The sequence below is a fragment of the Pseudoalteromonas sp. SCSIO 43101 genome (assembly GCF_023650775.1).
In the GTDB taxonomy this organism is placed as follows: Bacteria; Pseudomonadota; Gammaproteobacteria; order Enterobacterales; family Alteromonadaceae; genus Pseudoalteromonas; species Pseudoalteromonas apostichopi.
In genome coordinates this window covers 45,110-69,906 of sequence record NZ_CP072673.1, presented here as the reverse complement: position 1 = coordinate 69,906, position 24,797 = coordinate 45,110, and the positions used below count along the sequence as shown (strand labels likewise).

The 24,797-nt window shown below is 40.9% G+C and carries 32 protein-coding genes and 2 tRNA genes; 21 read left to right on the top strand and 13 right to left on the bottom strand.

The window, feature by feature from the left end; genetic code table 11:
- Window positions 1–237 precede the first annotated feature (237 nt).
- Together J8Z25_RS00385 and J8Z25_RS00380 are read left to right on the top strand one after the other, a co-directional pair.
- Window positions 238–708 carry a DUF2721 domain-containing protein gene (locus tag J8Z25_RS00385; protein WP_250661499.1) on the top strand — a complete coding sequence of 157 codons (471 nt, stop codon included), beginning with the start codon at window positions 238–240 and terminating at the stop codon, window positions 706–708.
- A 159-nt stretch (window positions 709–867) separates the two neighbouring features.
- Window positions 868–1,320 (top strand): c-type cytochrome, encoded by a 453-nt coding sequence (locus J8Z25_RS00380; RefSeq protein ID WP_130050071.1) that lies wholly within the window; start codon window positions 868–870, stop codon window positions 1,318–1,320.
- Window positions 1,321–1,379: 59 nt separating this feature from the next.
- Here J8Z25_RS00380 and J8Z25_RS00375 read toward each other — a convergent pair whose 3' ends face one another.
- Complete coding sequence (locus J8Z25_RS00375; protein WP_130050072.1) at window positions 1,380–2,030, bottom strand: cytochrome b/b6 domain-containing protein; 651 nt, start codon at window positions 2,028–2,030, stop codon at window positions 1,380–1,382.
- A gap of 139 nt (window positions 2,031–2,169) precedes the next feature.
- Between J8Z25_RS00375 and J8Z25_RS00370 the strand changes: the two genes are divergently transcribed.
- Both J8Z25_RS00370 and J8Z25_RS00365 read left to right on the top strand, forming a co-directional pair.
- Window positions 2,170–2,889 (top strand): AzlC family ABC transporter permease, encoded by a 720-nt coding sequence (locus J8Z25_RS00370; protein WP_250661498.1) that lies wholly within the window; start codon window positions 2,170–2,172, stop codon window positions 2,887–2,889.
- Window positions 2,886–3,185: an AzlD domain-containing protein gene (locus J8Z25_RS00365; protein ID WP_130050074.1), complete on the top strand. Its 300-nt coding sequence runs from the start codon at window positions 2,886–2,888 to the stop codon at window positions 3,183–3,185. The genes J8Z25_RS00370 and J8Z25_RS00365 overlap by 4 nt, the downstream gene beginning before the upstream one ends.
- On the opposite strand, the gene J8Z25_RS00360 is transcribed toward J8Z25_RS00365, so the two are convergent.
- The gene (locus J8Z25_RS00360; protein ID WP_250661497.1) at window positions 3,182–4,336 is read right to left on the bottom strand and encodes an iron-containing alcohol dehydrogenase; all 1,155 of its coding nucleotides are present in this window, start codon (window positions 4,334–4,336) and stop codon (window positions 3,182–3,184) included. The genes J8Z25_RS00365 and J8Z25_RS00360 overlap by 4 nt on opposite strands.
- 160 nt (window positions 4,337–4,496) lie before the next feature.
- Here J8Z25_RS00360 and J8Z25_RS00355 point away from each other — a divergent pair, with 160 nt between their 5' ends.
- The gene (locus J8Z25_RS00355; protein WP_130050076.1) at window positions 4,497–5,363 is read left to right on the top strand and encodes a LysR family transcriptional regulator; all 867 of its coding nucleotides are present in this window, start codon (window positions 4,497–4,499) and stop codon (window positions 5,361–5,363) included.
- A 67-nt stretch (window positions 5,364–5,430) separates the two neighbouring features.
- Window positions 5,431–5,913: a glutathione peroxidase gene (locus J8Z25_RS00350; RefSeq protein ID WP_167658794.1), complete on the top strand. Its 483-nt coding sequence runs from the start codon at window positions 5,431–5,433 to the stop codon at window positions 5,911–5,913.
- Window positions 5,914–5,965: 52 nt separating this feature from the next.
- Here J8Z25_RS00350 and J8Z25_RS00345 read toward each other — a convergent pair whose 3' ends face one another.
- Complete coding sequence (locus J8Z25_RS00345; RefSeq protein ID WP_082389337.1) at window positions 5,966–6,154, bottom strand: PA3496 family putative envelope integrity protein; 189 nt, start codon at window positions 6,152–6,154, stop codon at window positions 5,966–5,968.
- A gap of 391 nt (window positions 6,155–6,545) precedes the next feature.
- Between J8Z25_RS00345 and J8Z25_RS00340 the strand changes: the two genes are divergently transcribed.
- Window positions 6,546–7,346 (top strand): YggN family protein, encoded by an 801-nt coding sequence (locus J8Z25_RS00340; protein ID WP_167658793.1) that lies wholly within the window; start codon window positions 6,546–6,548, stop codon window positions 7,344–7,346.
- A gap of 74 nt (window positions 7,347–7,420) precedes the next feature.
- Here J8Z25_RS00340 and J8Z25_RS00335 read toward each other — a convergent pair whose 3' ends face one another.
- Window positions 7,421–8,863, bottom strand: a complete 1,443-nt coding sequence (locus J8Z25_RS00335) for an aminotransferase-like domain-containing protein (protein WP_130050079.1) — start codon at window positions 8,861–8,863, stop codon at window positions 7,421–7,423.
- A 101-nt stretch (window positions 8,864–8,964) separates the two neighbouring features.
- On the opposite strand from J8Z25_RS00335, the gene J8Z25_RS00330 reads away from it, so the two are divergent.
- A complete protein-coding gene (locus J8Z25_RS00330; RefSeq protein WP_130050080.1) occupies window positions 8,965–9,894 on the top strand; it encodes a DMT family transporter in 930 nt (309 codons plus the stop codon).
- A 54-nt stretch (window positions 9,895–9,948) separates the two neighbouring features.
- Here J8Z25_RS00330 and J8Z25_RS00325 read toward each other — a convergent pair whose 3' ends face one another.
- Window positions 9,949–10,797, bottom strand: coding sequence for a diacylglycerol/lipid kinase family protein (locus tag J8Z25_RS00325; protein ID WP_239976717.1), 849 nt, complete (start codon window positions 10,795–10,797; stop codon window positions 9,949–9,951).
- Window positions 10,798–11,120: 323 nt separating this feature from the next.
- Between J8Z25_RS00325 and J8Z25_RS00320 the strand changes: the two genes are divergently transcribed.
- The 5 genes from J8Z25_RS00320 (at window position 11,121) to J8Z25_RS00300 (ending at window position 13,167) form a co-directional block, all read left to right on the top strand.
- Window positions 11,121–11,261, top strand: a complete 141-nt coding sequence (locus J8Z25_RS00320) for a hypothetical protein (protein ID WP_166341396.1) — start codon at window positions 11,121–11,123, stop codon at window positions 11,259–11,261.
- Window positions 11,262–11,487: 226 nt separating this feature from the next.
- A tRNA-Ser gene (locus tag J8Z25_RS00315) sits at window positions 11,488–11,578 on the top strand.
- 53 nt (window positions 11,579–11,631) lie between these two features.
- Window positions 11,632–11,724, top strand: a tRNA-Ser gene (locus tag J8Z25_RS00310).
- 109 nt (window positions 11,725–11,833) lie between these two features.
- Window positions 11,834–12,334 carry a DUF4124 domain-containing protein gene (locus tag J8Z25_RS00305; protein WP_167658791.1) on the top strand — a complete coding sequence of 167 codons (501 nt, stop codon included), beginning with the start codon at window positions 11,834–11,836 and terminating at the stop codon, window positions 12,332–12,334.
- Between the two features lie 68 nt (window positions 12,335–12,402).
- Window positions 12,403–13,167 (top strand): MBL fold metallo-hydrolase, encoded by a 765-nt coding sequence (locus tag J8Z25_RS00300; RefSeq protein ID WP_250661496.1) that lies wholly within the window; start codon window positions 12,403–12,405, stop codon window positions 13,165–13,167.
- Here J8Z25_RS00300 and J8Z25_RS00295 read toward each other — a convergent pair.
- Both J8Z25_RS00295 and J8Z25_RS00290 read right to left on the bottom strand, forming a co-directional pair.
- Window positions 13,139–14,257: an aminotransferase class V-fold PLP-dependent enzyme gene (locus J8Z25_RS00295; protein WP_250661495.1), complete on the bottom strand. Its 1,119-nt coding sequence runs from the start codon at window positions 14,255–14,257 to the stop codon at window positions 13,139–13,141. The two genes, J8Z25_RS00300 and J8Z25_RS00295, sit on opposite strands and share 29 nt — an antisense overlap.
- Entirely contained in the window at window positions 14,257–15,426 is a 1,170-nt protein-coding gene (locus tag J8Z25_RS00290; RefSeq protein WP_239976721.1) for a PrnB family protein, read from the bottom strand. Before J8Z25_RS00290 ends, J8Z25_RS00295 begins: the two co-directional genes overlap by 1 nt.
- A 113-nt stretch (window positions 15,427–15,539) precedes the next feature.
- Here J8Z25_RS00290 and J8Z25_RS00285 point away from each other — a divergent pair, with 113 nt between their 5' ends.
- The 3 genes from J8Z25_RS00285 (at window position 15,540) to J8Z25_RS00275 (ending at window position 18,573) form a co-directional block, all read left to right on the top strand.
- Entirely contained in the window at window positions 15,540–16,001 is a 462-nt protein-coding gene (locus tag J8Z25_RS00285; protein ID WP_130050086.1) for an Lrp/AsnC family transcriptional regulator, read from the top strand.
- 68 nt (window positions 16,002–16,069) lie between these two features.
- Window positions 16,070–17,437: an alpha/beta hydrolase gene (locus tag J8Z25_RS00280; RefSeq protein ID WP_239976722.1), complete on the top strand. Its 1,368-nt coding sequence runs from the start codon at window positions 16,070–16,072 to the stop codon at window positions 17,435–17,437.
- Window positions 17,434–18,573, top strand: a complete 1,140-nt coding sequence (locus tag J8Z25_RS00275) for a GNAT family N-acetyltransferase (RefSeq protein WP_250661494.1) — start codon at window positions 17,434–17,436, stop codon at window positions 18,571–18,573. The genes J8Z25_RS00280 and J8Z25_RS00275 overlap by 4 nt, the downstream gene beginning before the upstream one ends.
- On the opposite strand, the gene J8Z25_RS00270 is transcribed toward J8Z25_RS00275, so the two are convergent.
- Complete coding sequence (locus J8Z25_RS00270; RefSeq protein ID WP_130050089.1) at window positions 18,550–19,140, bottom strand: DUF938 domain-containing protein; 591 nt, start codon at window positions 19,138–19,140, stop codon at window positions 18,550–18,552. The two genes, J8Z25_RS00275 and J8Z25_RS00270, sit on opposite strands and share 24 nt — an antisense overlap.
- A gap of 183 nt (window positions 19,141–19,323) precedes the next feature.
- Here J8Z25_RS00270 and J8Z25_RS00265 point away from each other — a divergent pair, with 183 nt between their 5' ends.
- From J8Z25_RS00265 to J8Z25_RS00245, 5 genes are all read left to right on the top strand, one after another.
- A complete protein-coding gene (locus J8Z25_RS00265) occupies window positions 19,324–19,518 on the top strand; it encodes a hypothetical protein (RefSeq protein WP_130050090.1) in 195 nt (64 codons plus the stop codon).
- Between the two features lie 106 nt (window positions 19,519–19,624).
- Window positions 19,625–19,990, top strand: a complete 366-nt coding sequence (locus tag J8Z25_RS00260; RefSeq protein ID WP_167658784.1) for a hypothetical protein — start codon at window positions 19,625–19,627, stop codon at window positions 19,988–19,990.
- A gap of 8 nt (window positions 19,991–19,998) precedes the next feature.
- The gene (locus J8Z25_RS00255) at window positions 19,999–21,375 is read left to right on the top strand and encodes a class II fumarate hydratase (RefSeq protein ID WP_130050091.1); all 1,377 of its coding nucleotides are present in this window, start codon (window positions 19,999–20,001) and stop codon (window positions 21,373–21,375) included.
- A 123-nt stretch (window positions 21,376–21,498) separates the two neighbouring features.
- The gene (locus J8Z25_RS00250; protein ID WP_167658782.1) at window positions 21,499–21,984 is read left to right on the top strand and encodes a hypothetical protein; all 486 of its coding nucleotides are present in this window, start codon (window positions 21,499–21,501) and stop codon (window positions 21,982–21,984) included.
- Between the two features lie 13 nt (window positions 21,985–21,997).
- Window positions 21,998–22,399: a hypothetical protein gene (locus tag J8Z25_RS00245; RefSeq protein ID WP_130050093.1), complete on the top strand. Its 402-nt coding sequence runs from the start codon at window positions 21,998–22,000 to the stop codon at window positions 22,397–22,399.
- On the opposite strand, the gene J8Z25_RS00240 is transcribed toward J8Z25_RS00245, so the two are convergent.
- The 5 genes from J8Z25_RS00240 to J8Z25_RS00220 all read right to left on the bottom strand — a co-directional run bounded on the left by J8Z25_RS00240 (window position 22,392) and on the right by J8Z25_RS00220 (window position 24,797).
- Complete coding sequence (locus J8Z25_RS00240; RefSeq protein ID WP_130052220.1) at window positions 22,392–22,577, bottom strand: hypothetical protein; 186 nt, start codon at window positions 22,575–22,577, stop codon at window positions 22,392–22,394. The genes J8Z25_RS00245 and J8Z25_RS00240 overlap by 8 nt on opposite strands.
- A gap of 65 nt (window positions 22,578–22,642) precedes the next feature.
- Window positions 22,643–22,960: a hypothetical protein gene (locus tag J8Z25_RS00235; RefSeq protein ID WP_054554605.1), complete on the bottom strand. Its 318-nt coding sequence runs from the start codon at window positions 22,958–22,960 to the stop codon at window positions 22,643–22,645.
- On the bottom strand, window positions 22,957–23,595 hold the full coding sequence (locus J8Z25_RS00230) for a hypothetical protein (protein ID WP_130050094.1): 639 nt from the start codon (window positions 23,593–23,595) through the stop codon (window positions 22,957–22,959). The genes J8Z25_RS00235 and J8Z25_RS00230 overlap by 4 nt, the downstream gene beginning before the upstream one ends.
- Window positions 23,596–23,666: 71 nt before the next feature.
- A complete protein-coding gene (locus J8Z25_RS00225) occupies window positions 23,667–24,359 on the bottom strand; it encodes a PspA/IM30 family protein (RefSeq protein WP_130050095.1) in 693 nt (230 codons plus the stop codon).
- A 24-nt stretch (window positions 24,360–24,383) separates the two neighbouring features.
- On the bottom strand, window positions 24,384–24,797 hold the full coding sequence (locus tag J8Z25_RS00220; protein WP_054563728.1) for a YjfI family protein: 414 nt from the start codon (window positions 24,795–24,797) through the stop codon (window positions 24,384–24,386).

Genomic DNA, 24,797 nt, shown 5'->3' with positions numbered 1-24,797 from the left:
GGATATGTTATGTTATCGTCTAAATAGTGATTGAAACAAAGTTTCAGCACCAATATAAATCGGAAACATAAGCAAGAACAACATTACAGTTACAAAACAATTACATTTTTTACAACATAAAGCGCACTTAAAGCTTTAACTAACTGTTTATTAAGTACTTTATTATGACTTTTTGAGTTGTAAATATTTGTAAATGAATATGATGTATTGAGTTTTGATAAAGTAGAGTACTGTCAGATGAATTCAGAAGTAATCAACATTCTTACCATGGCAAAAGTAATTCAAACAGCGGTTGCACCGGTATTTTTAATTACAGGTATTGCAGCAACGTTAGGAGTACTTTCCAACCGCTTAGCGCGTATTACCGATCGAGCGAGACAGTTAGAACGTAAGCTTAAAGTCAGTACCGATGAAGACTTCAATAAGTCACTAACAACAGAACTAAGGGCATTGTTGAAACGCTCACGCTGCATCCATATCGCGTTTAGTTTAAGCGTACTCAGTGCCTTATTAGTGTGCGCTGTGGTTATGTGTCTATTTTTATCACATATCCAATCAATTAACTTGAGTGTGACAATTGCAAGCTGCTTTGTCGCTGCTATGGCACTGTTAATCTTTGGCTTTTTATCTTTACTAGGCGAGGTTTTCTTAGCAACGAGAAGCATGCGCCGAGGTATGATCTTCGCCGATATTGATATAAATGATTAGGCCGTAATTGACCTTTTGCGATTAATTTTAATCCACAAAGGTCAACACGCCCTAGATTAAACTTAAGTTAAGATTAGCCGCAATACACTTGAATAATACACTAAGCTAAGATACAAACTCAGTTAGTTTATCTTTATGACACTTTAAGGGGCAAAAGGAATGAAATTAAAACAATTAGTATTAGGTGCTATGCTATCGACAATGGCGCTAAGTGCATCTGCAAACTCAGTTTTTGAAGAACCAAGCGATGCAATTGAGTACCGTCAGGCTGCATTTTCAATGATCCGTGTGCAAATTGGCGATATGGGCGATATGTTAAAAGGAAAAGTACCTTTTGATGCAGAACGTTTTCAAAAGCGTGCCAACAATGCAGCAGCGCTATCAAAAATGCCTTGGGAAGCTTTTGTAGCGGGTTCTGATAAAGGTGATACTTCTGCGCTTGCAGCTGTTTGGAGCGACAACGAAACCTTTATGAAAAAAGCGGTTGCTTTCCAGCAATATGCCGATGAATTAGCTGTCGCAGCACAAAGTGGCGATAAAAAAGTTATTGGCAAAGCATTCGGCGCATGGGCTAAAGGTTGTAAAGATTGCCATAAGTCTTTCAAAGACTAGTTAGCAGTTTAAATTAAAAAAGGCGCTAAGAAGCGCCTTTTTTAATGCCTTATGGCAACTTACCCAAGTAAATAGCTGAGCGGCTCAGCACCCCAAGTCGTAAATAACACCACTAAACACACTGCAAAGATAATAAAAGCAATCACTGGTGATTTAGTAACTGGCTCAGTGATTGAGACTTGCTCGCTATTTCCGGTCAACATAGGTTTCACTAAGTTTTTACCCTTAATACGGTAAATAACAATCGCCAAAACGTGCAGCACAATTGCGTACAACAAAATATCAAAATTTAAATGATGTAACCAACCCGCAAACTCTACAGTATCTGAAGAAACATGCTCTACTAGAGGGCCATCCGTTAAAATATCGTCACTGGTCATTAGACCCGAAGTTAACTGCACGATGAGTAAAGCAAAAAAGGCTATCACCATATAACTACCCGCAGCACCATGACCCGCTTTGTGCTCATTGCTTGTAAACGACTTAATAGCAGCAACAGGAGAATGAATGAGCGCAGAGAGCTTCGCCGTTTGACTACCAATAAAACCCCAAATAATACGTGTGATAATAAGCGCCAAGGTAAAGTAGCCTGCAGCAAAATGCAGCTCCAACATACCTTCTTCAGCACTAAAATAGAGTGTTGCGATGGCCGCAACTAATAACCAATGGAAGCTTCTTATAAAGCCATCCCAAACTTTAACTTTAGACATTGTAACTTTCCCTTTAAAAGACGCTAATGACTTGCAGACAGAAATTTCAATAACGGGTTCGGCTATACATTATTACAAACTTCAGTTATTTTGACACACCTCTATTTCAGCTGTTTTGATCTGAGCCATAACAACAAACATGAGCGATAAGATGCATAATTCAACATTAAGAGCCTTACTAAAAGGGTTTTTCGACATGCTTCCTTTATGTCTTGCGGTGTTACCTTGGGGGATTTTATGTGGTTCTTTAGCCGTTCAAAATGGTTTTAGTGCTTTTGAAACACAAGCTATGTCGCTATTGGTATTTGCTGGTTCTGCTCAGCTCGTCGCAATTGAGTTAATGGCTGGAAATACCCCGCTATTAACAATTTTGTTTACCACACTCATTATTAGCTCGCGGCACTTTTTGTATGGTTTAGCTATTCGTCACAAAGTCATAGACCAGCCGTTTCGTTGGCGACTTCCAGTTAGCTTTGTACTTACTGATGAATTGTTTGCTTTTTCGCATCATCACAGAGCGTATAGAACGAAAGTGCGCTTGATTTACGCGCTAAGTGCCGGGTTTAGCTTTTATATTGCTTGGAATATATGGACTCTGCTTGGTATCGTCGCAGGTAGCTTACTACCTGATTTAACGCACCTGGGGCTTGATTTTGCTATCGCTGCCACTTTTATTGCTTTAGTTATTCCTGGTGTAAAAAACCTAGCGACACTAGCTACTGTGATCACAGCAGGTGTTGTTGCAACACTATTAAAAAGTCAGGGCTTTCAACTTTGGCTTGTCACAGCAGCCCTTATTGCCATGACTGTCGGTTACCTAATTAGTCGCTGGCAAGCAAAAGAGGAGCATACACAATGATGACCACTATTTTATTGATGGCGTGTATCACCTTCTTCACACGTTACTTATTTTTGCACCGCGCATTACCCTTTAAAGTTGGCCCGAAAATGCAGCAATTCTTAAGTTTTAGCGCCCCAGCAGTACTTACCGCGATTTGGGTACCCATTGTGTTTATTAATGACGAAGGGATAAATTTAGATTGGCAAAATCCCTACCTAAGTGCTGCGGTAGTATCTGTTATAGTGGCTTATAGAACACATAACATTTACTACACAACACTAGCAGGGATGGGATTATTTATAATCTTAAGTTAAACACTGGCAAGTAAAATTGCGTGGCTTTTCTCAAGTGTAACTTGCTCACGCTCACCTAGAGCCGTCATACCGTGGCGTTCCAGCTGAGCGACAAGTTTATCTGCGACACTTTCATCGAGCTTATAGTCGCTTAAACGAGTTGGCATTTTAACACTATGGAAAAATGCTTCTGTCGCAGCAATTGCGCTATCAATAGCCGCATCTTCATCGCTGATATCAAGGCCTAATACTCGCTCAGCATATTGTAATAACTTGCCACGCTTGGTGTCTTTTTGTTCAGCCATCATACGAGGTAATACAATCGCTAATGTTTGTGCATGGTCCAAACCGTACACCGCGGTCATTTCATGACCAATCATATGAGTCGCCCAGTCTTGTGGCACACCAGCACCAATCAAACCATTAAGTGCCATAGTCGCTGACCACATAATATTCGCGCGTACTTGATAGTTATCTGGCTCAGAGAATGCCTTCGGACCTTCTTCAATAAGGGTCATTAAAATCCCCTCAGCAAAGCGGTCTTGTAATTTGGCACCGACATCATAAGTAAGGTATTGCTCCATTGTGTGCACAAACGCATCAACAATCCCATTAGTTACCTGACGCTCAGGCAATGAGAATGTCACCGCGGGATCTAAGACAGCAAAGCGAGGCCGCACAAACTCACTTGCAAACGGCAACTTATCTTGAGTATCTAAGTTTGATACCACACTGAAAGTGTTTGATTCAGAACCTGTTGCAGGCAGTGTTAGAACAACGCCCAGTGCCACTGCTGATTTCACTTCAGCACCTTTTGCTAAAATATCCCATGGTTCGCCAGCAAACTCAGCCGCAGCAGCAATAAATTTACTTCCGTCCACGACAGAGCCACCGCCGACAGCAAGGATATAGTCAATTTGCTGCTCTTTAACTAGCTCTACAGCTTTCATGCATGTTTGGTAGCTTGGATTTGGCTCAATTCCCGCAAATTCAAACCAAGTATGTTCAATCAATGCGGCTTTAACTTGATCATAAACGCCATTTTTCTTAATGCTGCCGCCACCATAAGTAACAAGTACCTTGGCATTCTTTGGGATCTCGTTTTGAATTTCTTTAATTTGCTGCTCACCAAAATAAATTTTGGTTGGATTCTCAAAGCTAAAATTTAACATGCTTACTCCCTTATATTTGTGAGTATTAATCAGTGACACAACTATTGTAGTTATTTTTATACAGGGATAAAGGGAGCAAATAAATAATCACTTTTGCAGACATGCAATAATAAACCACTTAAACTGCTTTAAATTTACTGAAAAACTTAGGGTAAAGATAATGTGGCAAGGCTTAGAGGAATTTTTATATGTTGTTGAGCACGGCAGTTTTACACACGCAGCTAAAGCTATGGAAGTATCAACTTCACATATCAGTCGGCAAGTACAACAACTTGAAAATCGTTTAGGTTCTGTGCTATTTCAGCGCACCACTCGTAAAATTAGTCTCACTGATGCAGGGCGTGAATACGCTGTTAAGTTAAAAGCTATACGCCAAGAGTTAATTGATGCAAACAATCAATTACAAGGTGAGCAGCGCCAACCAAAAGGACTAATAAGAATAACGGGTGCGGGCGAGTTTGTAGCTAACCAAATCGCCCCCAAAGTCGCAGAATTTGTAAAACGCTACCCTGAGGTAGAGGTCGATCTCGACTTTAATAGTCGCAATGTCAACTTAGTTGAAGAAGGCTTTGATTTAGCCATTCGCTTTGGCAGGATGCAAGACTCAAACTTAATTGCACGCCCTTTATGTAAGCGCGTCATGACCCTCGTTGCTAGCCCTGAATACATAGCCAGTCACCCTTCTCTTAAAACGCCTTATGACCTTGCTGAGCATAACTGCTTAATTACCATGCGAAAGCGCTGGCGATTTAATATTGACGATCAAATTAAAGAAGTTCGTATCGATGGTAATTGGCGTAGCAACCACCCGCAGGCTATTTTAAATGCCGCAGTAGCAGGAGTTGGCATTGCCCATTTAGCGTTAGATATCGTGGAACCTTTTTTAAATAATGGGCAATTAGTAAGCATTCTTGAAGAGTTTCAGGTTGGCGATAACGCATCTTGGTTAGTCTACCCAAGAAAAGATCTATTACCGTTTCGTGTACGTTTACTAATAGAACATTTAACCAATGCATTTGCTGATTAATATTTGCTCTTTTAGAAATATGACAAGCAAGTTAGAATCAGTGTAACAATAATAAAAAGTTATCATTATGAGCGAATTTCACCAACTCTCTGCCACCAGCCTACAAGGCCAAACTGTCGATTTTTCTGATTTTGAAAATAAGGTCGTACTTGTTGTAAATACAGCGAGTAAATGCGGTTTCACCCCGCAATACGAAGGCTTACAAGTACTTCATGATAAGTACCATGAACAAGGCTTGGTAATAATTGGCTTTCCATGTAATCAATTTGGTAAACAAGAACCTGGTGATGCTAAAGAAATAAAAGAAGGCTGCTTAATTAACTATGGTGTGAGCTTTTTGATGATGAGTAAGGTTGACGTAAATGGCGAGCATGCTCACCCTGTGTTTAGATATCTAAAATCAGAGCTGCCTGGTTTTATTACCCGCAAAATAAAATGGAACTTCACCAAATTTTTAATTGGTAAAGACGGCAAAGCAATTAAACGATACGCGCCACTTACAAAACCTGAGCAGTTCGAATCAGACATTCTTGCCGCTTTGAGCAAGTAATAAGGCCTTAAAGCAATAAAGAGGCAAATAGCCTCTTTATTTAAATTTATGCTTAGTCGTTCAAGTACTCATCAAAGTCGTCATCGCCTAAGTTTCTACGCAAGCGTTTTTGTTCAAGATAGTCTTCCAACTTCTTCTTAACGCGTTGCTTTTTCTTGTCGTGTTGATTACGCCCGACCATTTCGTACTCGTCTTCAACAAAATCGTCATCTAGCGCGTCATAACTAAATGTCTTACCCACAACCCACTCCATAAAGTGTTTGAGACCAATTCTTGAGATTAAAATTTGCTTGATGAATTGGCAAAGATTAAAAAGCTCAGTAGTTATTTAGTATCTAAAAAACCACCAAAATAAAGCCATACACCCATGCTAAATAGGTCATATGTCAATATTGTGAATAAATAGCGCTAAATTTGATTTCTGAAAAGTGAGAGTTTTTTATCGTTTCGATAAAAGTCATTTATGCATGTGTATTTTTTAGTTAATTTGACTAAAAAATGGTTAAAAAATTATTCCGTGCACTTCCAATAAAAACCCTAAAACACCATAAGCCAATGAAATAAATGAATTTATAATATTTGGCATCCTATTTGATTATATTTTTATGTCATTTCAAACAGGAAAGAAAAAAATGAAAAAGTTATTGTTACTAAGTTCTTTATTTATCGCTACCAGCGCAATGGCTCATAACGATAATGATACAAATATTTCATTCAGCGGTGAGCAATGTGATGTCGAATTTATAAATGATGTGCGTATCACTCCAAGTGAGTTAGAAGTATACACAGCCGATAATCGCAGCATGAAAATCATCGACCAACATACTTTATATATCGATGGCCAAAGCGTATCCCTTAATGCTTCACAACAGCAAGCAATTGCAGATTACTCAGACAGCTTGCGCAGCCAACTTCCTGAAGTAGCTAATATCGCACTTGATGGTGTAAAAATAGCCGGCGTAGCAATCGAAGAAGTATCAAATGCTTTCAACATTGATGGCCTAAGTGACATTTCAGAATTAATGGACGATATCAGCGTAGAAGTGCAAAACGCTTTCTACCAACAAGGTGCGTTCACAATGGGTCAACAAAACTTTGAAAAATTTGGCCAAAACTTTGAAGATCAATTCGATGAGCAAATCGAATCAGCAGTAGAGTCAGCCATGATGCAATCGATGGGCAGTATTTTAGTGGCTCTTGGCTCTGAGCTTTTAGGTTCGGGTGGCGACATGGATGAGTTTGAGCAACGTATGGAAAACATGGGCGCACAAATCGAAGCTCGCGTAGAAACCCAAGCAGCTCAGCTAGAAGAGCGAGCAGATGCATTATGTGGCAGTTTTGCTGATATCGCTCATAAAGAACAAGAATTAGTGGTTCTAGTACCACAGCTAAAAGAATATCAATTATTTACTTTTAAACAGAACGCAGAGTAATTGACCAGTTAAGAAATTAACATCCCTGAACCAAAACACTTGGTCCTTTCGCGCAGAGCTTGCTCTGCGCTTTTTTATTTTTTGGCCAGCACGGTCAGTTGCGATAACGTTTTAATCGCCTGTTCCAAACTTTCAGACCAAGGCAAACCATAGCTTAAGCGAAAACAACTACGGTACTTTTTACCCGCTGAGAATATCAACCCAGGGGTAATACTAATCCCTGCCTCAAGTGCCAAATGAAATAGTTTTACCGCATCATATTGGCTACCAAGATCAACCCAGATAACACAGCCCCCTTGCGGGTTACTAATACGCGCACAACTTGGCATATATTGCTGCAGGCACCAAATCATACGCTCTTTGTTGGTACTCAAGCGCTGTCTTAGCAAGCGTATATTACGGTCGTACTCACCACTGGCTATAAACTCATACAAGGTCCACTGATTTATAAGCGGCGCAGAGCAACTAAGCGCGCGCTTGTGTCGCCTTGCTTGTTCAGCAAACTTACCTGCAATGATCCAACCTATGCGGTAACTAGGTGCGGCTGTTTTTGAAAATGAGGCACAGGTGATCACTAACCCCTTTTTTGAATAAGCTTGTGCAGGAGTGGCACGCTTAGCTGTAAAATGTAGGTCGCCATAAACATCATCTTCAATGAGCACCACCTCGCGCTGCTCTAAAAGTGCCACTAATTGCTCACGCTTGGCATCAGGCATAAAACTGCCAACTGGGTTATTTAATGAGGTTGAAAACACACACGCTTTTATATCATGCTCATCGAGTGCTTGAACCAAGTCATCAAGCCATATTCCTTCATCGGGGCACAGCGGTATTTCCAGTGCCTTCAAGCCTAAGCTCTCAATTAATTCAATAATGCCAAAATAACAAGGCGACTCGATAGCAATAACATCCCCGGGTTTAGCAACGCACTTCAGGGCAATAGCCAACGCCTCTTGGGCACCATTGGTGATCACTAACTCATCGCTATCAACACCAATGCCAAAGTCCAAATAGCGATGAATGAGTTGTTTTTTAAGTGGTGCAAAACCATCCATCGGGCCGTAATTAATTGCCGATGCGCCAGCCAGTGTCATTACTCGGCGCATTGTTCTTGCCAGCGCCTTATCTGTCGGAGCTGCGGCTACTGGGTTAGCAATGCCAAATGGCACCACATTGGCTTTATGGATGGCACCATAAACTTGCTCAATCAATCCTTGCTTGTTTACTGTGGTTGGCTCTCGACTAAGCCTGACTCGCTTTGGCCGAGATTGATTTAACTGAGAAGACTTTAAAAAGTACCCAGACTTTTCTCTCGCTTCAATCAATCCTTGCCCTTCAAGTAATTGATAAGCTTGTTTTACCGTAGGAATGCTAATGTTTAGCTTATCTGCCATTTTTCTGAGCGAAGGTAATTTCTCACCCGGTAATAGCGAGCCCTGCAAGCAAAGATCTCTAACTAGCTGAATAACTTGTTGATATAAGAACTCACTGTTACTGCGACTGATAACTTGTGACATAGCCCACCAAACTGTATAGGTTGCATTTTTAGTTTTCTGTATATGTTAAGTATACAGAAGCAGATTAAAATGAACATACTTTCAATTTTTAGGTACTAACTATGAAAAGCGCCGCTCTCTACCTTGCTACAGTGCTGATCTGGGGATCGACTTGGCTAGCTATTGAGTTTCAACTAGGTGATGTCGCAGTTGAGGTCTCTTTATTTTATCGTTTTGCCATTGCAGCCATTTTAATGTGGACCTTTGTGCTAGCGAAAAAACTACCTATGCAATATTCACTGCGTGATCACGGATTTTTTGCATTATTGGCTTTATTTAACTTTGGTTTAAATTATTTAGTACTGTATTGGGCGCAGAACTACCTCAGCTCTGCAATGGCCTCAATTGCGTTCTCTATGTTGCTATTAATGAACATTATTAATACCAGACTATTCTTCGCAAAGCCGATTGCTAAACGAATTTACTTTGGCGCTTTATTGGGCGTATTAGGTATTGCCAGTTTGTTTTGGCCACAAATTCAGCAATTCGACTTGAGTAATGGTGCGTTGGTCGGGTTACTACTTGCGCTATCTGGGACCTTTGTGGCTTCATTGGGTAATATGGTCAGCGTCCGAAATTCTCAGCGCAATATTGGCGTACTTCAGGGCAATGCCTGGGGTATGTTATACAGCGCTTTAAGCCTAGCAGCTTACGTTTTAGTGAGCGATGTTGAGCTTACATTGAATGCCCCGGCCAGTTATTGGATATCGCTCTTGTACTTAGCAGTGTTTGGTACCGTAATCGCATTTGCTTGTTACTTTGCACTACTAAAAAATATCGGCCCTGAGCGCGCAAGCTATGTCATTGTATTATTCCCGCTGGTTGCAGTGGTATTAAGTACCTTATTTGAAGGATTCGAATGGCAAGCGAACACCTTTATGGGATTTAGCCTAGTGTTATTTGGTAATGCTATCGTGCTGACTCCAACTCGACAAATTAAAGCATTTTTTGCTGCACGTAACCTGCAACAAAAAAGCACCGTCCCCAGTTAGAAGTGACTATGTCGCCTCTAACACCAAGCGCTGGCAAATATTGCCGGCGCTTTTTTATGGTACATGAAAACGTAACGCTTGTTTGTGTACCTTAACTTTAGCAGGTGTAAAACCCACAAACTCACCATCGGCTTCAATAACCAACCCTTTCGTGGTTACTTCAGCACTTGTTAAACGGGTATATTCCAGTGCTTGCAAGCGGTGGTGCTTCACTAGCAGTAAATATAAAAAGCTGATCAGGTTTTTCAACAAGCCGCCAGCTGGCATGCAGTAACAGTCCAGTTGACCATCGTTTAACTTTGCCTGAGGGGCAATTTTCAAACCACCTCCAAAGTAGTGATGATTGGCAAAAATCGTCGCTAAATTACTGTAAGAGAGAGCTTTACCATTAAACTTTCCCTGAAGAGGCTGAGCCTGAAATGAAAATAGCTGTTTAATGCCCTGCCATGTATAACCAAACGAGCTAAAATGACCAGCTTTGTTTAATTCGACGACCACTTCAGCGTCAAAACCAATACCCGCAACATTAACAAAATAGCGCTGATTGATTTGGCCAATATCAATTAACTTAGTACGGCTATTGAAAATAGCCTCATACCAAGCCTGTTGCTGACAAGCAAAGCCACGAGCAAAATCATTTCCCGTGCCAGCCGGAATTAGCGCAATAGAACAGCTACTCGTCATTAATGCATTAACAGCTAAATGCAAAGTCCCATCACCACCAATTACCACAACTTGAGTCTGGCTCCTAGCTAAAAGAGCAATTTCAGCGCAATCATTCTCAAAGTTGCCTGTAGTTAAATATAGCTCTGGTTCTATCTCTCTTTTTTTACATTCGTTTAGTAGCCAATCAACACTGTTTTTATGATTTTTTTTGTCACTTGGCTTTATTATTATCAACATCAACGGTTACTTCTTTTCTTACGTGGCGAAAACCCAAGCTCACTCAAATTATATTAATCTGAATAATTAGTCACTTTCTCACTTTAAAAACGCATAAATAAAAATACAAAAAGTTAAAAACCTTTATTTACCTGCACTTCACTACAAACACAACTGCATAACCATGCAAACAAGAGTAAGTGCAAAAGCTTAACCCTATGTTAATAAAACACTTTCGGATTAGAAAAAGTTATCTGGCAGACTCAATTTTTATCGTTTTATTTTTGTCCAGTTTGATTGCAAAATACCCACGTTTTCAACCAAACACAACCCGGAGCAAAGTAATGAACCCAATTAATACATTAAACCAAAACGCTGCAACTCATGTTGCCGTAAAACCAACAAACCGCAAAGCTAAAATGTTGGCAAAACTTAATCGCTACGGCAAAAAGTTAGCACTTGGCGGCGCAGTACAACATAAGTAATCCCCAACCATGGTTACTTTTTAGGTGCAGTAAACACCCAACCACTAACGAAGATCCTTCTTTAGCTCCTCCGTTTACTGCCCCATCCCCTTCTTTTCAGTGAAAAACAGAAAAAATTAAACCTTTTTACAAAAAAACGCCCTCTTTACGCTCAAAAAACAAGCAAACAAACTTTTTCCTATTTACACAGCCGATTCAGCTAAGTATTATTCTCGCATCACGACGTGGAGAGATGGCAGAGTGGTCGAATGCACCGGTCTTGAAAACCGGCAGGGGTTTGTAGCCCCTCTAGGGTTCAAATCCCTATCTCTCCACCACTTATTTTTATTTGCTGATTTATTTCAGCAAATTACAATCAGAATTATGCGCTGGAGAGGTGGCCGAGTGGCCGAAGGCGCTCCCCTGCTAAGGGAGTATAGGGTTTGTAGCTCTATCGAGGGTTCGAATCCCTCCTTCTCCACCATTTTATTGTTAAAAACCGCTTTTAAGCGGTTTTTTTATGCCCAAAAAACTTGCACACCTCATTATATTTCATGCATGCTAAGTATCTATTTGCTACACAAAGTGATGCTATGTTTCGTTTTGCTCTGTTTACTCTTGCTCTATTTGCCAGCACCTACAGCCAAGCCACTATTTATAAGTGCATGATTGACGGGGTTGCCACCTTTACAGAGAAGCCTTGTGGTAAGGATGCAGAAATCGTAAAAATTACACCATCACCAGTAAGTAATCTCACTCCAGCCACAGAGCAAGAACAGAAACAACAAAAACCAACCGACTTAAGTGTCGAGGATTACTTAAAGATTCAAAAAGCGGATCGCGAAATAGACCGCCTTCAGTTAGAAATCAAAGAGCTGCAAAAACAGCAAAATGAGCGTATTAACAGACTTAATAATATGACCCAAGATGCTGCGAACAGGTTAGGTGCAAAGTCTATTGATGACGCTATAAGTAAACAAAGCAAACGTATTAACACCTACTATAAAAGCCAAATAGCTATCCTCGAAAAGCAAGTAGCACAACTAGAAGAACACAAAAAATTACTCAAAGAACAGAGCACACAGTCCAATTAGCTTAACTTACTAAAACTGGTCAGACATGATATAACAGGTTTGCTGACTAAGTTTAGGAATCAATTGTTTTGCAAATTCACACGCTCGAAGGCTATATTCAAAATATCTATTTGATTGAATATTCAGATAAATTGATGCTACTTGATGGTTGTTGCCGCGCGGATGTTAATACCGTGTTTGACTATATCACCGAGCAACTAAAGCGCCCTATCACAAACTTAAAACTGATTGTAGTAACCCATATGCATCCAGATCATGCAGGTGGGGCTCATGCATTAAGAAAGTTAAGCGGCGCCAAAATTGCTACATCAAATGCCCCTGGACAATGGTATCGAGGCATTGATGGTTTCTTAATGCACTTAACCGATATCGCTTTGGCTTGGTGGGTCGCTGGAAGATTAAATAAAAAGCGTCATAACCTTTGGTATAGTCGTCACCTCGATGCTGATTACTACCTTACAACAGATGAAACCCTACCCGGCTTTGAGGATTGGCAGGCGCTACATAGCCCAGGTCATACCGACCGAGATATTAGTCTATACCATATCCCCAGTGAGCGAATTTACATTGCTGATTTACTAGTAAAAGTAAAAGGACAGCTAGTGCCGCCCTTTCCTGTTTTTTATCCTAAGCTGTATTTGAACTCTTTGCTGATGCTAAAAGCGCTGCAACCAAAACGAATTATGTTTGCCCACAGTAATGAAGTCTGTATTGATGACATCGACTTTGAGCAAATTTTGGCGCTGGTCCCCGAAAAGCCAATGACCCATTGGCGTTCAGTAAAAGCAAAAGCCCGGCAAGCACTTAATCTAAAACGCTTTTCACAGTCGTAATAAAAGTGTTTATATCCTGCTGATCATTATAAATATGAGCAGAGACTCTTAAACCTAAGTGACGCTCATCAACAGCAATATTCGCAGCCTCAAGCGCTGCTTTAACAGCCGCTTGTTGCTCACCAAAATGCATAATGGCAGTTCCAGAGCATTTATCAGCTTGCTTTGGTGAGCGCATATAATCAGCTAATTGCTCATGAAACTGTGCGAGCATTGCTAAGTTATGCGCTCGTACTTTCGCAATACCCAGCTCTGCAAAGTAATTAATACTATGCGAAGCCAAAATATAAGGTGCAACTGAAGGTGTTCCCCCCCAAAAGCGCAACGCGGTTTGATGATAAGCAAAGTGCTTAATATCAAATTCAAATGGGTTTTGATGAGAAAACCAGCCAACATCTTGTGGCCGACAAAATGAAAGTTGGTTGCTGTTAACCCATAAATAAGCAGCACCAGGTCCACCACATAACCATTTCACGCTTGAGCCCAGCATAAAATCGGCATCAAGCTTAGTTAAGTCAACCTCTAGAATCCCCGCAGACTGTGCAACATCAAGCAAAGTCAATGTGTTGTGTTGCTTTGCTATATTTATAATTTCACGGATAGGTGCTTGCTGGCCTGTGTTTGAATAAACATGGCTAATGAAGACTAAATCAATTTCATTATTCGCTAAATATGACTGCCAAACGTGAGCATCGGTTAAATCTTCATGTTTTCCAATAAACACGATTTCTGCACTTTCAGGTAAAGCTTTTTGCATTGCAAAGCCCATACTTGGAAAATCACTTTCTGCCATCAACACTTTGCTGTTTTCTTGCTGAAGTCGCGGGTGCGACATCAAAAGCTTGGTTAAGCCACTCGATAAATTAACTTGCGGGCAAAACAACTCCTTTTGCGAGTTAAATAACTTAGCGAGACTGCTTGTAAATGCCTCGACACCTTGCAGCCACTGTTGCCATGGTTCTTTATTTTCATTTTGCCAAGCTGCAAAAAACTGCTGATGGAAGTGCTGCTCAGCTGATTTTAATGGTCGCCCCACAGAATGGTTAAGCAAATAGCTGCCTTGTGGAATTACAAAATCGTTTTTGTTCATTACTTAATCCACTGTTTTAATTTAGTTAAATCATCAAAACGGGTGCGAATATCATCACGTTTTGCTGCCGCACGACGATCTCGTAACTGCTCTAGTGAGTTAAGTAACATGTGTAAAGGAGGCCCACTGGCTGTGACTTTATCCATATGCTGTTGCTGCATTTTCTGTGAAGGTTGTGCAATGTATTTACTAACCAATTGATTATGATGCCCAATCGCAGTATCACCATGCAGTTTGCACACTTGAATAAACAGCTTTAAATTAGTTTGTAGCCATTCGCTATCGCGCTCAGCTTCTGCAGCTAAAAAATCATCCATAATACTTGTCATACGCATGCTTTCACGCAAAATTTGCTGATCTTCAGGCATCATATACAAGAATTTATCCACCAGCATTTGCGAGTAGCTAGGTTCATTAGCAAAACAAAGACCAAGCAGTAAATCGATAACATTAATGCCCGCAAAATCACCAGCATTCGCGCCACGATATACCTCTTTACCTACTCGATACGGCTTGTAATACGGGCGTACACAATAGAAAAAGCGGTCTGTATCAAGCTTGTTGTATAACGCATTGTTCGACTCAATAACATCTAGCAGTGCTTGCTTTGCCACTGCTAGTAAATCTGCTGCTATAGGGTGCGATATGCCCAATGGTTGAATTTTTAATAAAGCATCCGCCGCACGCTTATACGCTAAAATACCCTTGGTATTGTAATCAACAAAGATTTTCTCATCTTCAAGGTCAGTAAAGCGCTTATACAAGCCATCAACAGCTTTATTGTGCGTGGTTAAATGCGCAGTTGCGAAACGAGGAGTTACACCAATAGATGCACCAATATGCATTGCCAGTGCTGAGGCTTCGACAAGGGGGGAGGTTGTTTCACGAGAAGGCTCTGTAATCTCATGACGACGGCATGCCGCCATATACAAACCAACATTACCTAATAAATCGAATGCGTTGTCAAAGCCTTCATCGGTATTACCTTCTGCAAGTAAGGCACGAATATGCTCATTACCTTCTTGCTCTAATTGACGTTTAAGGTCTTCACCTACACCTTCTACATTCGCTTTATCGTCTTGTTGCCAATATAGTTTTTCTAGCGCGCTATTGATCTCAACAAAACGGGTGCGAAGCCAGCTATCAAATGCCTTTGTGTTCTCAGTCACAGGCTCACTCCAAAATAATTATATTGCGATAATGTTAACAGAGTTCAATGAGTGCTAATCGCCAAAATATAGACTAGAATCCATCTAGATTAGTGAAAATCACTCAAATAAAAATGAAATTAGATAAAAAAGACCAACAATTACTTAATGCTTTACAAGATAATGCAAGAACTTCTGTCTCGGAGCTAGCCCATTCTGTCAGCCTGTCAGATACTCCTTGCCTGCGCCGTATTAAAAAACTCGAATCAGCGAATGTGATCAGTGGCTACCATGCTGCCATCAATCCTAAAGCGGTTGATTTAAATGTGTCTGTGTATGCCTTTGTACGCCTAAACCAAAACTCAGTTGCCGCTGCTGAGCAATTTGAACAACAAGTTGAGAAACTTGATCATGTACTTGAGTGTTCTGTTATCTCAGGTAGTTATGATTATCTTCTAAAGATTATTGCCGCTGATTTAGAAAGTTATGAAAGCTTTGTGAAACATAAGCTAGGTAGTATTGATTGTATTGCTAACATCGAGTCGACGGTGGTCTTAAAACAAGCTTTCACTAAGCGTCATTTACCGCTAGCTTGACGCAGCTTGCTTGCAAATCAAAGATAACTCGATAAGCTAAAAACAGGCTTTAAAAGGATGCTTAAAATATGAAATTCATCAACTTAGTTGCTATCTCTTGGGCCATCAGTGGGCTATTTAGCAGCCCATTAATGGCACAGCAACAAACCTGCCTTACTCAGCTTGAAGACCAAGCACTAATGATGAAAAGTAAACGCGAAGGGCTGTTTAGAGAGCCATTACCACGCACCCATAGCACCTTTAGCTATAATATCGAGCAAGCATTTAGTGACTATTTAACCGCTGCGTACCTGCAAATTAGCAGCGAAAATCCGCGTGCTAGTTTGCCATGCCCTGTTTATACCGACACCTATCAGCAGCTTGTTGCACAAGGCGCTCGACCAGCTAACGCGACTGTTGCCGATTTAATAAGCCCATTCGAACTAAAACAGGCCGATAGCCGTAAAGCCGTACTCTTAATCCATGGTTTGACCGACTCACCCTTTACCTATCACGACCTTGCACAAGTGTATTATCAACAAGGGTATACGGTACGCACAATTTTACTACCAGGGCATGGTACCGCTCCCGCAGCACTCAGAGACATAAATGCCGATGATTGGCAAAAGGCCAGTGTGTATGCCATTGAACGCACATTAAAAGACTTTGATCAGGTGATTTTAGGGGGTTATTCAACCGGTGCTGCACTGGTTATTGATTACTTAACTCAAGGCCCTGTCGATAATAAAATTACAGCTGCTATGTTGTTTTCACCGGCAAGCGAGCCACACAATAAAAACGGTTGGCTGGCCAAATGGGTCGATGCAATTCCATTTGTGAATTGGATTGATAAAGACGCGGATCTTGATTTTGCCAAGTATGAGTCGTTTCCATTTAGTGCAGCCTCAGCTAGCCACGAAGCAATGAGCCGTATCAGCCTTGATGAGCTTCGTTATCGTCAACAGCCTAATGTAGCAATATTTAGCACCTTTAGTGATGTTGACACCACGATAGATAACCAAGCAACCTTTAAATTACTAGCTAAACTGCACGACCCAAAAACGCGCAAAAATAATCAGCTTGATCGCCTTGTATACTATGGTGACGACAATAACATCCCAGCCAGCTTTCCTGCTGATTACCACATAATCCGTGATGACTGCGATACAGATGATTGTAAAAAAATCAAAGGGATGTCACATATTGGTATCGTTAATAAACCCAGCAACCCTTACTATGGCCGTAAAGCTTTGTACCGAAATTGCGGCAGCTATTTAGATGACGATACGCTTTATACAGCCTGCAAATACCAAGAAGACATCGTGATGGGTGAGCGCACAGCCGAAAATTTACAAGCACACAAACCCTTTGCACGACTCACGTTTAACCCTTATTTCGATAAGCTCGCTATGCATATCAGCAGTTTCATTAAAGATATTGAATCGGCAGCACAATGAGTGAGTTTAGCCACCGCTGGTTTAATCAAATAAGCGAGATTGATGCTGCTCTTTGGCAGTCATTTTTTGATGATACACCCTTTACTGATCACGCTTTTTTAGCGGCTCTAGAACAAAGTGGCTGTGTGAGTGAAGAGTCGGGCTGGCAACCCATGCACTTAGCAATTTACCAGCAAGAACAGGTCATAGCCTTACTACCCGGGTATCTAAAACATCATTCTTATGGTGAATATGTATTTGACTGGGCTTGGGCTGAAGCCTACCAACAGCATGGCTTAGGGTATTACCCTAAATGGCTTTGCGGCGTGCCATTCACGCCTATTGCTGGGCAAAGAGTTAGTATTAACTATGCTGATCCTACTGAAGTCTATGCTTACATTCAGCACATACTCACGGCAACAGCAGCGCAGTTAGACTGGTCAGGTTGGCATATAAATTTTTGCCACCAGCAGCAAGCGACTGCATTAACTAGCGACACCGTAATGCAACGTCATGGCGTGCAGTTTCAGTGGTTTAATGAAGGCTATAAATGCTTCGAGGATTTTTTAGCTTCACTCACCGCAAGAAAGCGTAAATCGCTCAAAAAAGAACGCGCTAAAATAACTGAACAGCAGATAGCCGTAGAATGGATCGAAGGTGCTAACATCAGCAAACAGCACATGCAGCAATTTAGTCATTTTTACCGCCAAACCTATTTGAAGCGCTCAGGCCACAATGGTTATTTGAATACCGCTTTTTTCGAGTTATTACAGCAAAGCATGGCCGACAAACTGGTGCTAATGTTCGCTAAATATCAAGGAGAGGTGATTGCCGCCACACTCAGCTTTAAAGATCAGAACTGTTTATATGGTCGTTACTGGGGAACGAACTATGAGCTCGATAGTTTGCACTTTGAGCTTTGCTATTACCAAGGCATTGAATACTGCATTGCCAACAAACTAAAACAGTTCCACTCTGGCGCGCAAGGTGAGCATAAAATAAGTCGAGGTTTTAAACCTGTATATACCTATTCACTGCATCATATTCAGCACGGTGATTTTGCAGCTGCCATCAGTGATTTTATAATTAGAGAACGCCAACATATGGCGCTCTATAAAGCCCAATGCGAAAGCTTACTGCCTTTTAAACAGCAATAATTGGTTGTTTGCAGGCATTTGCACATCTTCAACAAAGGTTAAGCCAGCTTGCTCAGCGAGTTGGCAAATCGCTTCAAAATCACGAATGGCACTATTTTCATCTTGCTGTTTTAAAAAAGCATCAAATTCAGCATTGCTGGCACTGGTATACTTACCTTGATACTTAAATGGCCCATAAATACACAATTTACCTTTAGCCGCTAAATGCTTTGCTACACCTTGGAAAAAGCTCTCCACAAGCGGCCAGCTAATAATGTGCATCGTATTCGCAGTAAAAATAGCATTCACTGTTTCAACAGGCCAAGGATCATTGAGGTCGAGTGTTAATGGCGCATGTAAGTTAGATAGTTCAGCTTCTTGATGCCACTCTAAAATTCCAGGGTGATTAACCTCGCGATCACTACAATGCCACTGCAAATGTGCTAAATGCGTTGCAAAATGCACACTATGTTGCCCCGTACCAGAGCCTACCTCTAATACATTCGTCACATCAGAAAAGAACTCTTCTAATACGTTTAAAATAGGTAATTTGTTGTTTTCACAGGCTTGAGAGAAGGGTTTATCCATATAAATTAATGCACCATGTTTGGTAATTCGTGCACAACAGTAAAGCAAAAATAAATAGCAAAGTCGCGATGTATTTATTATTTAAAAATATAAAACCACTATTTTCAGCAGGTTACGATTATTAATTAATATTGGTACAGCTTATGCAATTTCTTAAGTGAATTAATCAATAGGAGTAATATTATGTATATCTCACCCTACACTGCTGTAGATGCAGCACTTGCTGCCAGCGAACGCGCTGAAAGCGAAAAAGCCGCCTTAACAAGTTGTGATGCTAGAGCAACTGTGATCGAACTACTTTCTCAATGTAATAAAGAAAATGTACAGGCGCCGAAAAAACATGAAACAGACCAGATTTTTATTCTCGGCTACAATTAATCACTCACAGTTAACCTATCCAGTCTTAGCTTCACTAGATAAGACTTGCACTAAAACCGATTAGCTGTAATGATAACAATTATCATTACAGCTAATCGGTTTTTCTATGCACTCTCACAATGCTATGCTGCAATATCAGCGGCAAATGAAATGTGTTTGCCAAAGACCAGGGCTACATGCCCCTGCACTTGTTGCTAACTATGTTGAAGCGGGTTTAAACATTGCACGCTATTACGAAAAGCATCACAACTTTATTTTGCAAGAGCTGTATCTAAGACGCACCTTTCATGAATTGCTTGAAAAGATGTGTGATTCATTAGTACATAATGCAATTCGTAAACAATGTTTGGCTCAGCTTTATAAACCGCAACTTGCGCTAAAGCGTTATTACAAAACTCATAACTGTATTGAAAAGTATTTCAGTTTGGAGCGAGAAGCATGTCTTCTCAGCCAAGAATTTAACCCGATTTAGGAGTGTTTATGAGCCAATTTAGAACCGAATCAGATAGCATGGGCGAACTACAAGTCCCAGCAGACGCTTTGTATCAAGCTCAAACGCAACGTGCTATCAACAATTTTAAAATTAGTGGCTTAGCCATGCCTAAGCAATTTATCACAGCCCTCGCCTATATTAAGCAAGCCGCCGCACAAAGTAACGCCGCATTAGGTCACTTGAACCAAGGCAAAGCGAAAGCAATTGAGCAAGCATGCCAAGAAATCATCGATGGTAAACACTTTTCAGAGTTTCCTGTTGATGTATTTCAAACCGGCTCTGGCACTAGCTCTAATATGAATGCCAATGAGGTAATAGCGACACTGGCAAGCCAACTGGCAAACGAAACTATTCACCCCAATGATGACGTGAATATGGGACAAAGCTCAAATGATGTGATCCCCACAGCAATTGCTGTAAGTAGCGCTATTAACATCATTTATGAACTATTTCCTAAACTAGATAAACTCAGTCAAAGCTTGCAAAACAAGCAAGCCGAAGTCGGCCATATTGTTAAAACTGGTCGCACTCATTTAATGGATGCCATGCCAGTAAGTTTTGCGCAAACATTAGCTGCATGGCAGTTACAAGTCGATCACGCCATGACAGGTATTCGCCAAGCACTAGAGCGGGTTTGTGAACTTGCACAAGGTGGTACAGCCGTTGGTACTGGTATCAATGCCGATCCAGCGTTTGCCGGTCAGTTTTGTCAGCACTTAAGTGAGAATTTAGGTATTCGCTTTAGCCCGAGCAAAAACTTCTTTTATAACATAGGTTCACAAGATGCTATTGTAGCGCTTTCGGGTCAGCTTAAGGTATTAGCCGTAGCACAGATGAAAATAGCCAATGACCTGCGCTGGATGAACTCAGGCCCCCTTGCAGGCCTTGGTGAAATCGAGCTTCAAGCCTTACAGCCAGGCTCATCAATTATGCCAGGTAAAGTAAACCCAGTAATCCCTGAAGCTGCAGCTATGGTCAGCGCACAAGTTATTGGCAATGACGCCACTATTACTGTGGCTGGTCAAGCTGGTAATTTTGAACTTAATGTGATGCTACCTGTGATTGCCTTAAACATTCTGCAAAGTATCGAACTGCTGGCTAATAGCAGTGAGGCACTTGCAGATAAAGCGATTACCAGCTTTAAAGTAAACCAGAGCAATGTTGATAAAGCACTCGCCAAAAACCCAATTCTGGTTACGGCACTTAATCCGGTGATCGGCTATAGCAAAGCAGCTAAAATTGCCAAATTAGCTTATCAAGAAGGCCGTCCAATTATTGATGTTGCTGCAGAACATACTGATATCTCACGTGAAGAATTGAGTGAGTTACTCAACCCAGCCAAACTAACCCAAGGCGGTTTGTAATCCTTTAGTACTCCTGTAGCTCTGTGATAACAGAGCTACTTTCTGAAAACTAACGTTTTTATTGCTCCACTTTGAGCAATGTGTATGATAGTGAGTACTTATTCAACGATTTTTAGGTATGTTATGCGCTATCCTCTATTGGCAATTTTATTTCCTGTGTTATTAACTGCGTGCTCTGACGCTGCAACGGATGGACAAGCCGAATCAACGGCAACAAGCGATAAACTTGTCGAGGCACCAAAAGCCGTAAAAATAGAAAATACTGAAGAAGTGACTAAAGCAGCTCCAGATAAAGCCACTATCAGCTCAGCCCATGAGCAGCTTAAACAATTAATCGATGATCCAAGCTGTGATAACAGCAGCCAATGTAAAGTATTACCTGTTGGTAGCCGTGCCTGTGGCGGCCCAAGTAGCTTCATTGTTTATTCAACCAAAACAGCTGACACGGCTGAAGTTGAAAAACTTGCAAAAGATATCACTGCCCTTGAAAAACAATTTAACGCAGCGAACGACATGATGAGTATTTGTCAGCATCTAACCGCACCAGGTGCGCAGTGTTCTGCTAATACTTGTGTTAAAATCGAAGGCTCAGCGGCAAGTGTATACTAAGGAATAAGCAATAATGGTTCGTTCATCGACTTTAAAGAAACTTTTCATCACTACAACTATGTTAGCAAGTATTGCTTTAACGGGTTGTGAAACAACAACGTCGGGTAGTTCTGTGCGCGTTGATTTGAGTGATTTAAATGATCAGCTGAACGATATCGTTAGTAATAATAGTTGTACAGCTAGTTTTCAATGTAAGGTGTTAGAAGTCGGTGAAAGAGCATGTGGTGGCCCAAGCCGCTATGTGGTCTATTCAACATTGAACACGGCACAAGAAAAAGCAGAGCAACTTGCTGAGCAAATTACAGCTGTTGAGAGGTCATCTGGTCAAGCATTAACCGTTAACGACTGTTCACCTGTCTTACCGGTACAATCGCTGTGTATCTCACAGCAATGCCAAGCCATCGAGATTAAGTAAGTAATGCAATAAGGCCGGATACTATCACCACGCTGATGATACAAATCCCGGCCTTATAAATGTATTTTACATGCATTGTATTATGCACCCAGTAAGCATAAATGTAGCGAACAAAGTAACTTGCTGCAGTGCCAAATAATGCAAAAATAACTAAATACGCAAGTAAAATAATATCCACAGTCATGCCACTTCTTTCAAACATCTAGTCTCAGTGTAAGGGCTTAAAGAAGTAAAGGCAAAACCTTAGCTTTTTTTACTATGTTCAATGAGTAATTCAGCAACCCGCTGCTTTACAGCACGCTTATCATCGGCTGCAACACCAAAACGCTCAGCCAATAAGGCAATCTCTTCATCATTTAAGTTAAACGATAAACGCTGCCTGGTTTTTTTCGATTTAACGTCGAGCTCCAAAATCTTACGGATCATATCTGATGGGGTAAGCTCTTGGTCAATTGCTTGTTTTTTTATTGATTTTTGCACTTCACTGCTTAAATCAAACGCCATTTGCGTGGCTCTTACGGCCTGCTCCTGACGCTGCCACTTGGCTTTTGCATCACTCACTTGGCATCCCCAGGAAATAAATCAACAATATCGCTAATTGGTCTAGTTAACGTGAGTGATACTTCTGTTTCACCGCCTTCCCAGATCTCAATATTTAAACTATGTGATTCATCATCAGAGCTTAAACAAATCATTTCACACGGTTCACCGCCTTCGTCTTCGTAACGAGGTAAAGGCTGATTACGGTAATCCTTATTATGGAAATAACACACATAAGGGGCTTCTGTTTGTTTATAGCTTGATGCTAAAAAGTGGCTAAAGCGTTCAGGGCTATTCTGCACATTAATTGCCGTTAGCTCATCTTCATCAAAAATACGAGCGAACTCATCAAGGGTAAAAATCTCATCAACATCATCACGCTGAATTTTGATCGCAAAGTTTGCCCATTGTTCACCGTCATCTGATTCAATTTGCAAAAACACCACTTGGCCAGATTCACTCTCGAGTACCAGCTCATACTCTGCACTACGTTGATACTGATACGTTTGCACATCAATAACACGCAGTGTCTGTCCTTTTAACCAGCTTGGATAAGCGAACGAATCAATCACAGTTAGCATATCACCAACGAGTAATTGGCTTGGATCAGTAAGCTGACGCTCTGGGGCTTTTTTAGATTTAAAAAAGTTAAACATTGGCTGACTCCTTGTTGAAGCAAAAAAGGTAACCCAGTGCGTGGGTTACCTTTTGTCTTTCCGTTAACTGATTAGCTATTTTGTTTTGCTTTAATACGCGCCAAAATATCTGCGCTTTTTGGGTTGGTATCGCCGATACCCGCTTCAGCCATTTTCGCTTTTAAATCATCGCCGTTAGTATCAGCTTCTAATTGCTTAGCCGCACCTAACTGGTCTTGGCGGTCTTGCTGACGCTGCTTAATACGCTCTAGAGACTCGCGTGCTGATGTCATTGATGAACTATTAGTATTTAGCGTGCTGTTAACAGCCATTGTTGCTTGCTGCACACTTTCAGTCGTTTTAACCATCGTTAATTGACGTTGGTTTTCTTTAATCGACTTTTCAGCTTCTTTAACTTGCTGCTTTAGTTGCACAATGTGGTTACTAAAGCCAGCTAACACTTCTTCGTGCTCTGCTTTTTCAGCTTCGAAATCACCGATTTTTTCTGCGATTTCTAATGCTAACGCTTCGTTACCTTTTTCAAGTGCTTGACCTGCATACGCTTCATGTTCTGCAATTGATGCATCTAGTGCGCTAATTTTACGCTTAGTTTGCATCTCTTTTGCCATTACTTCGGTAAGGCTTTTCTTAGCGCGTTGTAAGGCATTTTGTGCATCAGCAATTTCTTGTTCAAAGATACGGATACCGTTTGCATCAACAACTGCTTGTCCTGCTTCACGAGCGCCACCACGTACAGCTGTAAATAGTTTCTTTAAAATACTCATAATCTTAACTCCAGAAATTGCTAATTAATCGTTTAAATAAATGGTCACGGCTTCAAGTGCATCAATCGCATTGTCCGCCAGTGTTACCAACTCATGGGTAATATCATCAAACGATGAATTAACCGATAGCGCGCCAAAAATAGCGTATTTATCATCAATTTTTGCAAATGCGCTTAATGGAATTGGCACATTTAAACGTAGTAACGTTTCGTTTAACTCATTACGCATATCTGCTTGTACTTCGTTTTCAGCAAACAGGTAGCTAATACACAGTAATTGCTCTTCTGTTTGAGTAACAAAGATAGGTAACTCATCATTCCCATCGACGATAACTTGTAACACATCTTGTTCACCTTCGTTGGCAATCAAGAAAGACTCAAAGCTCACACCTTCTGTTTCAAAAGAAGCCAGTTTGATTGATAGTTCATTTAATTCCAT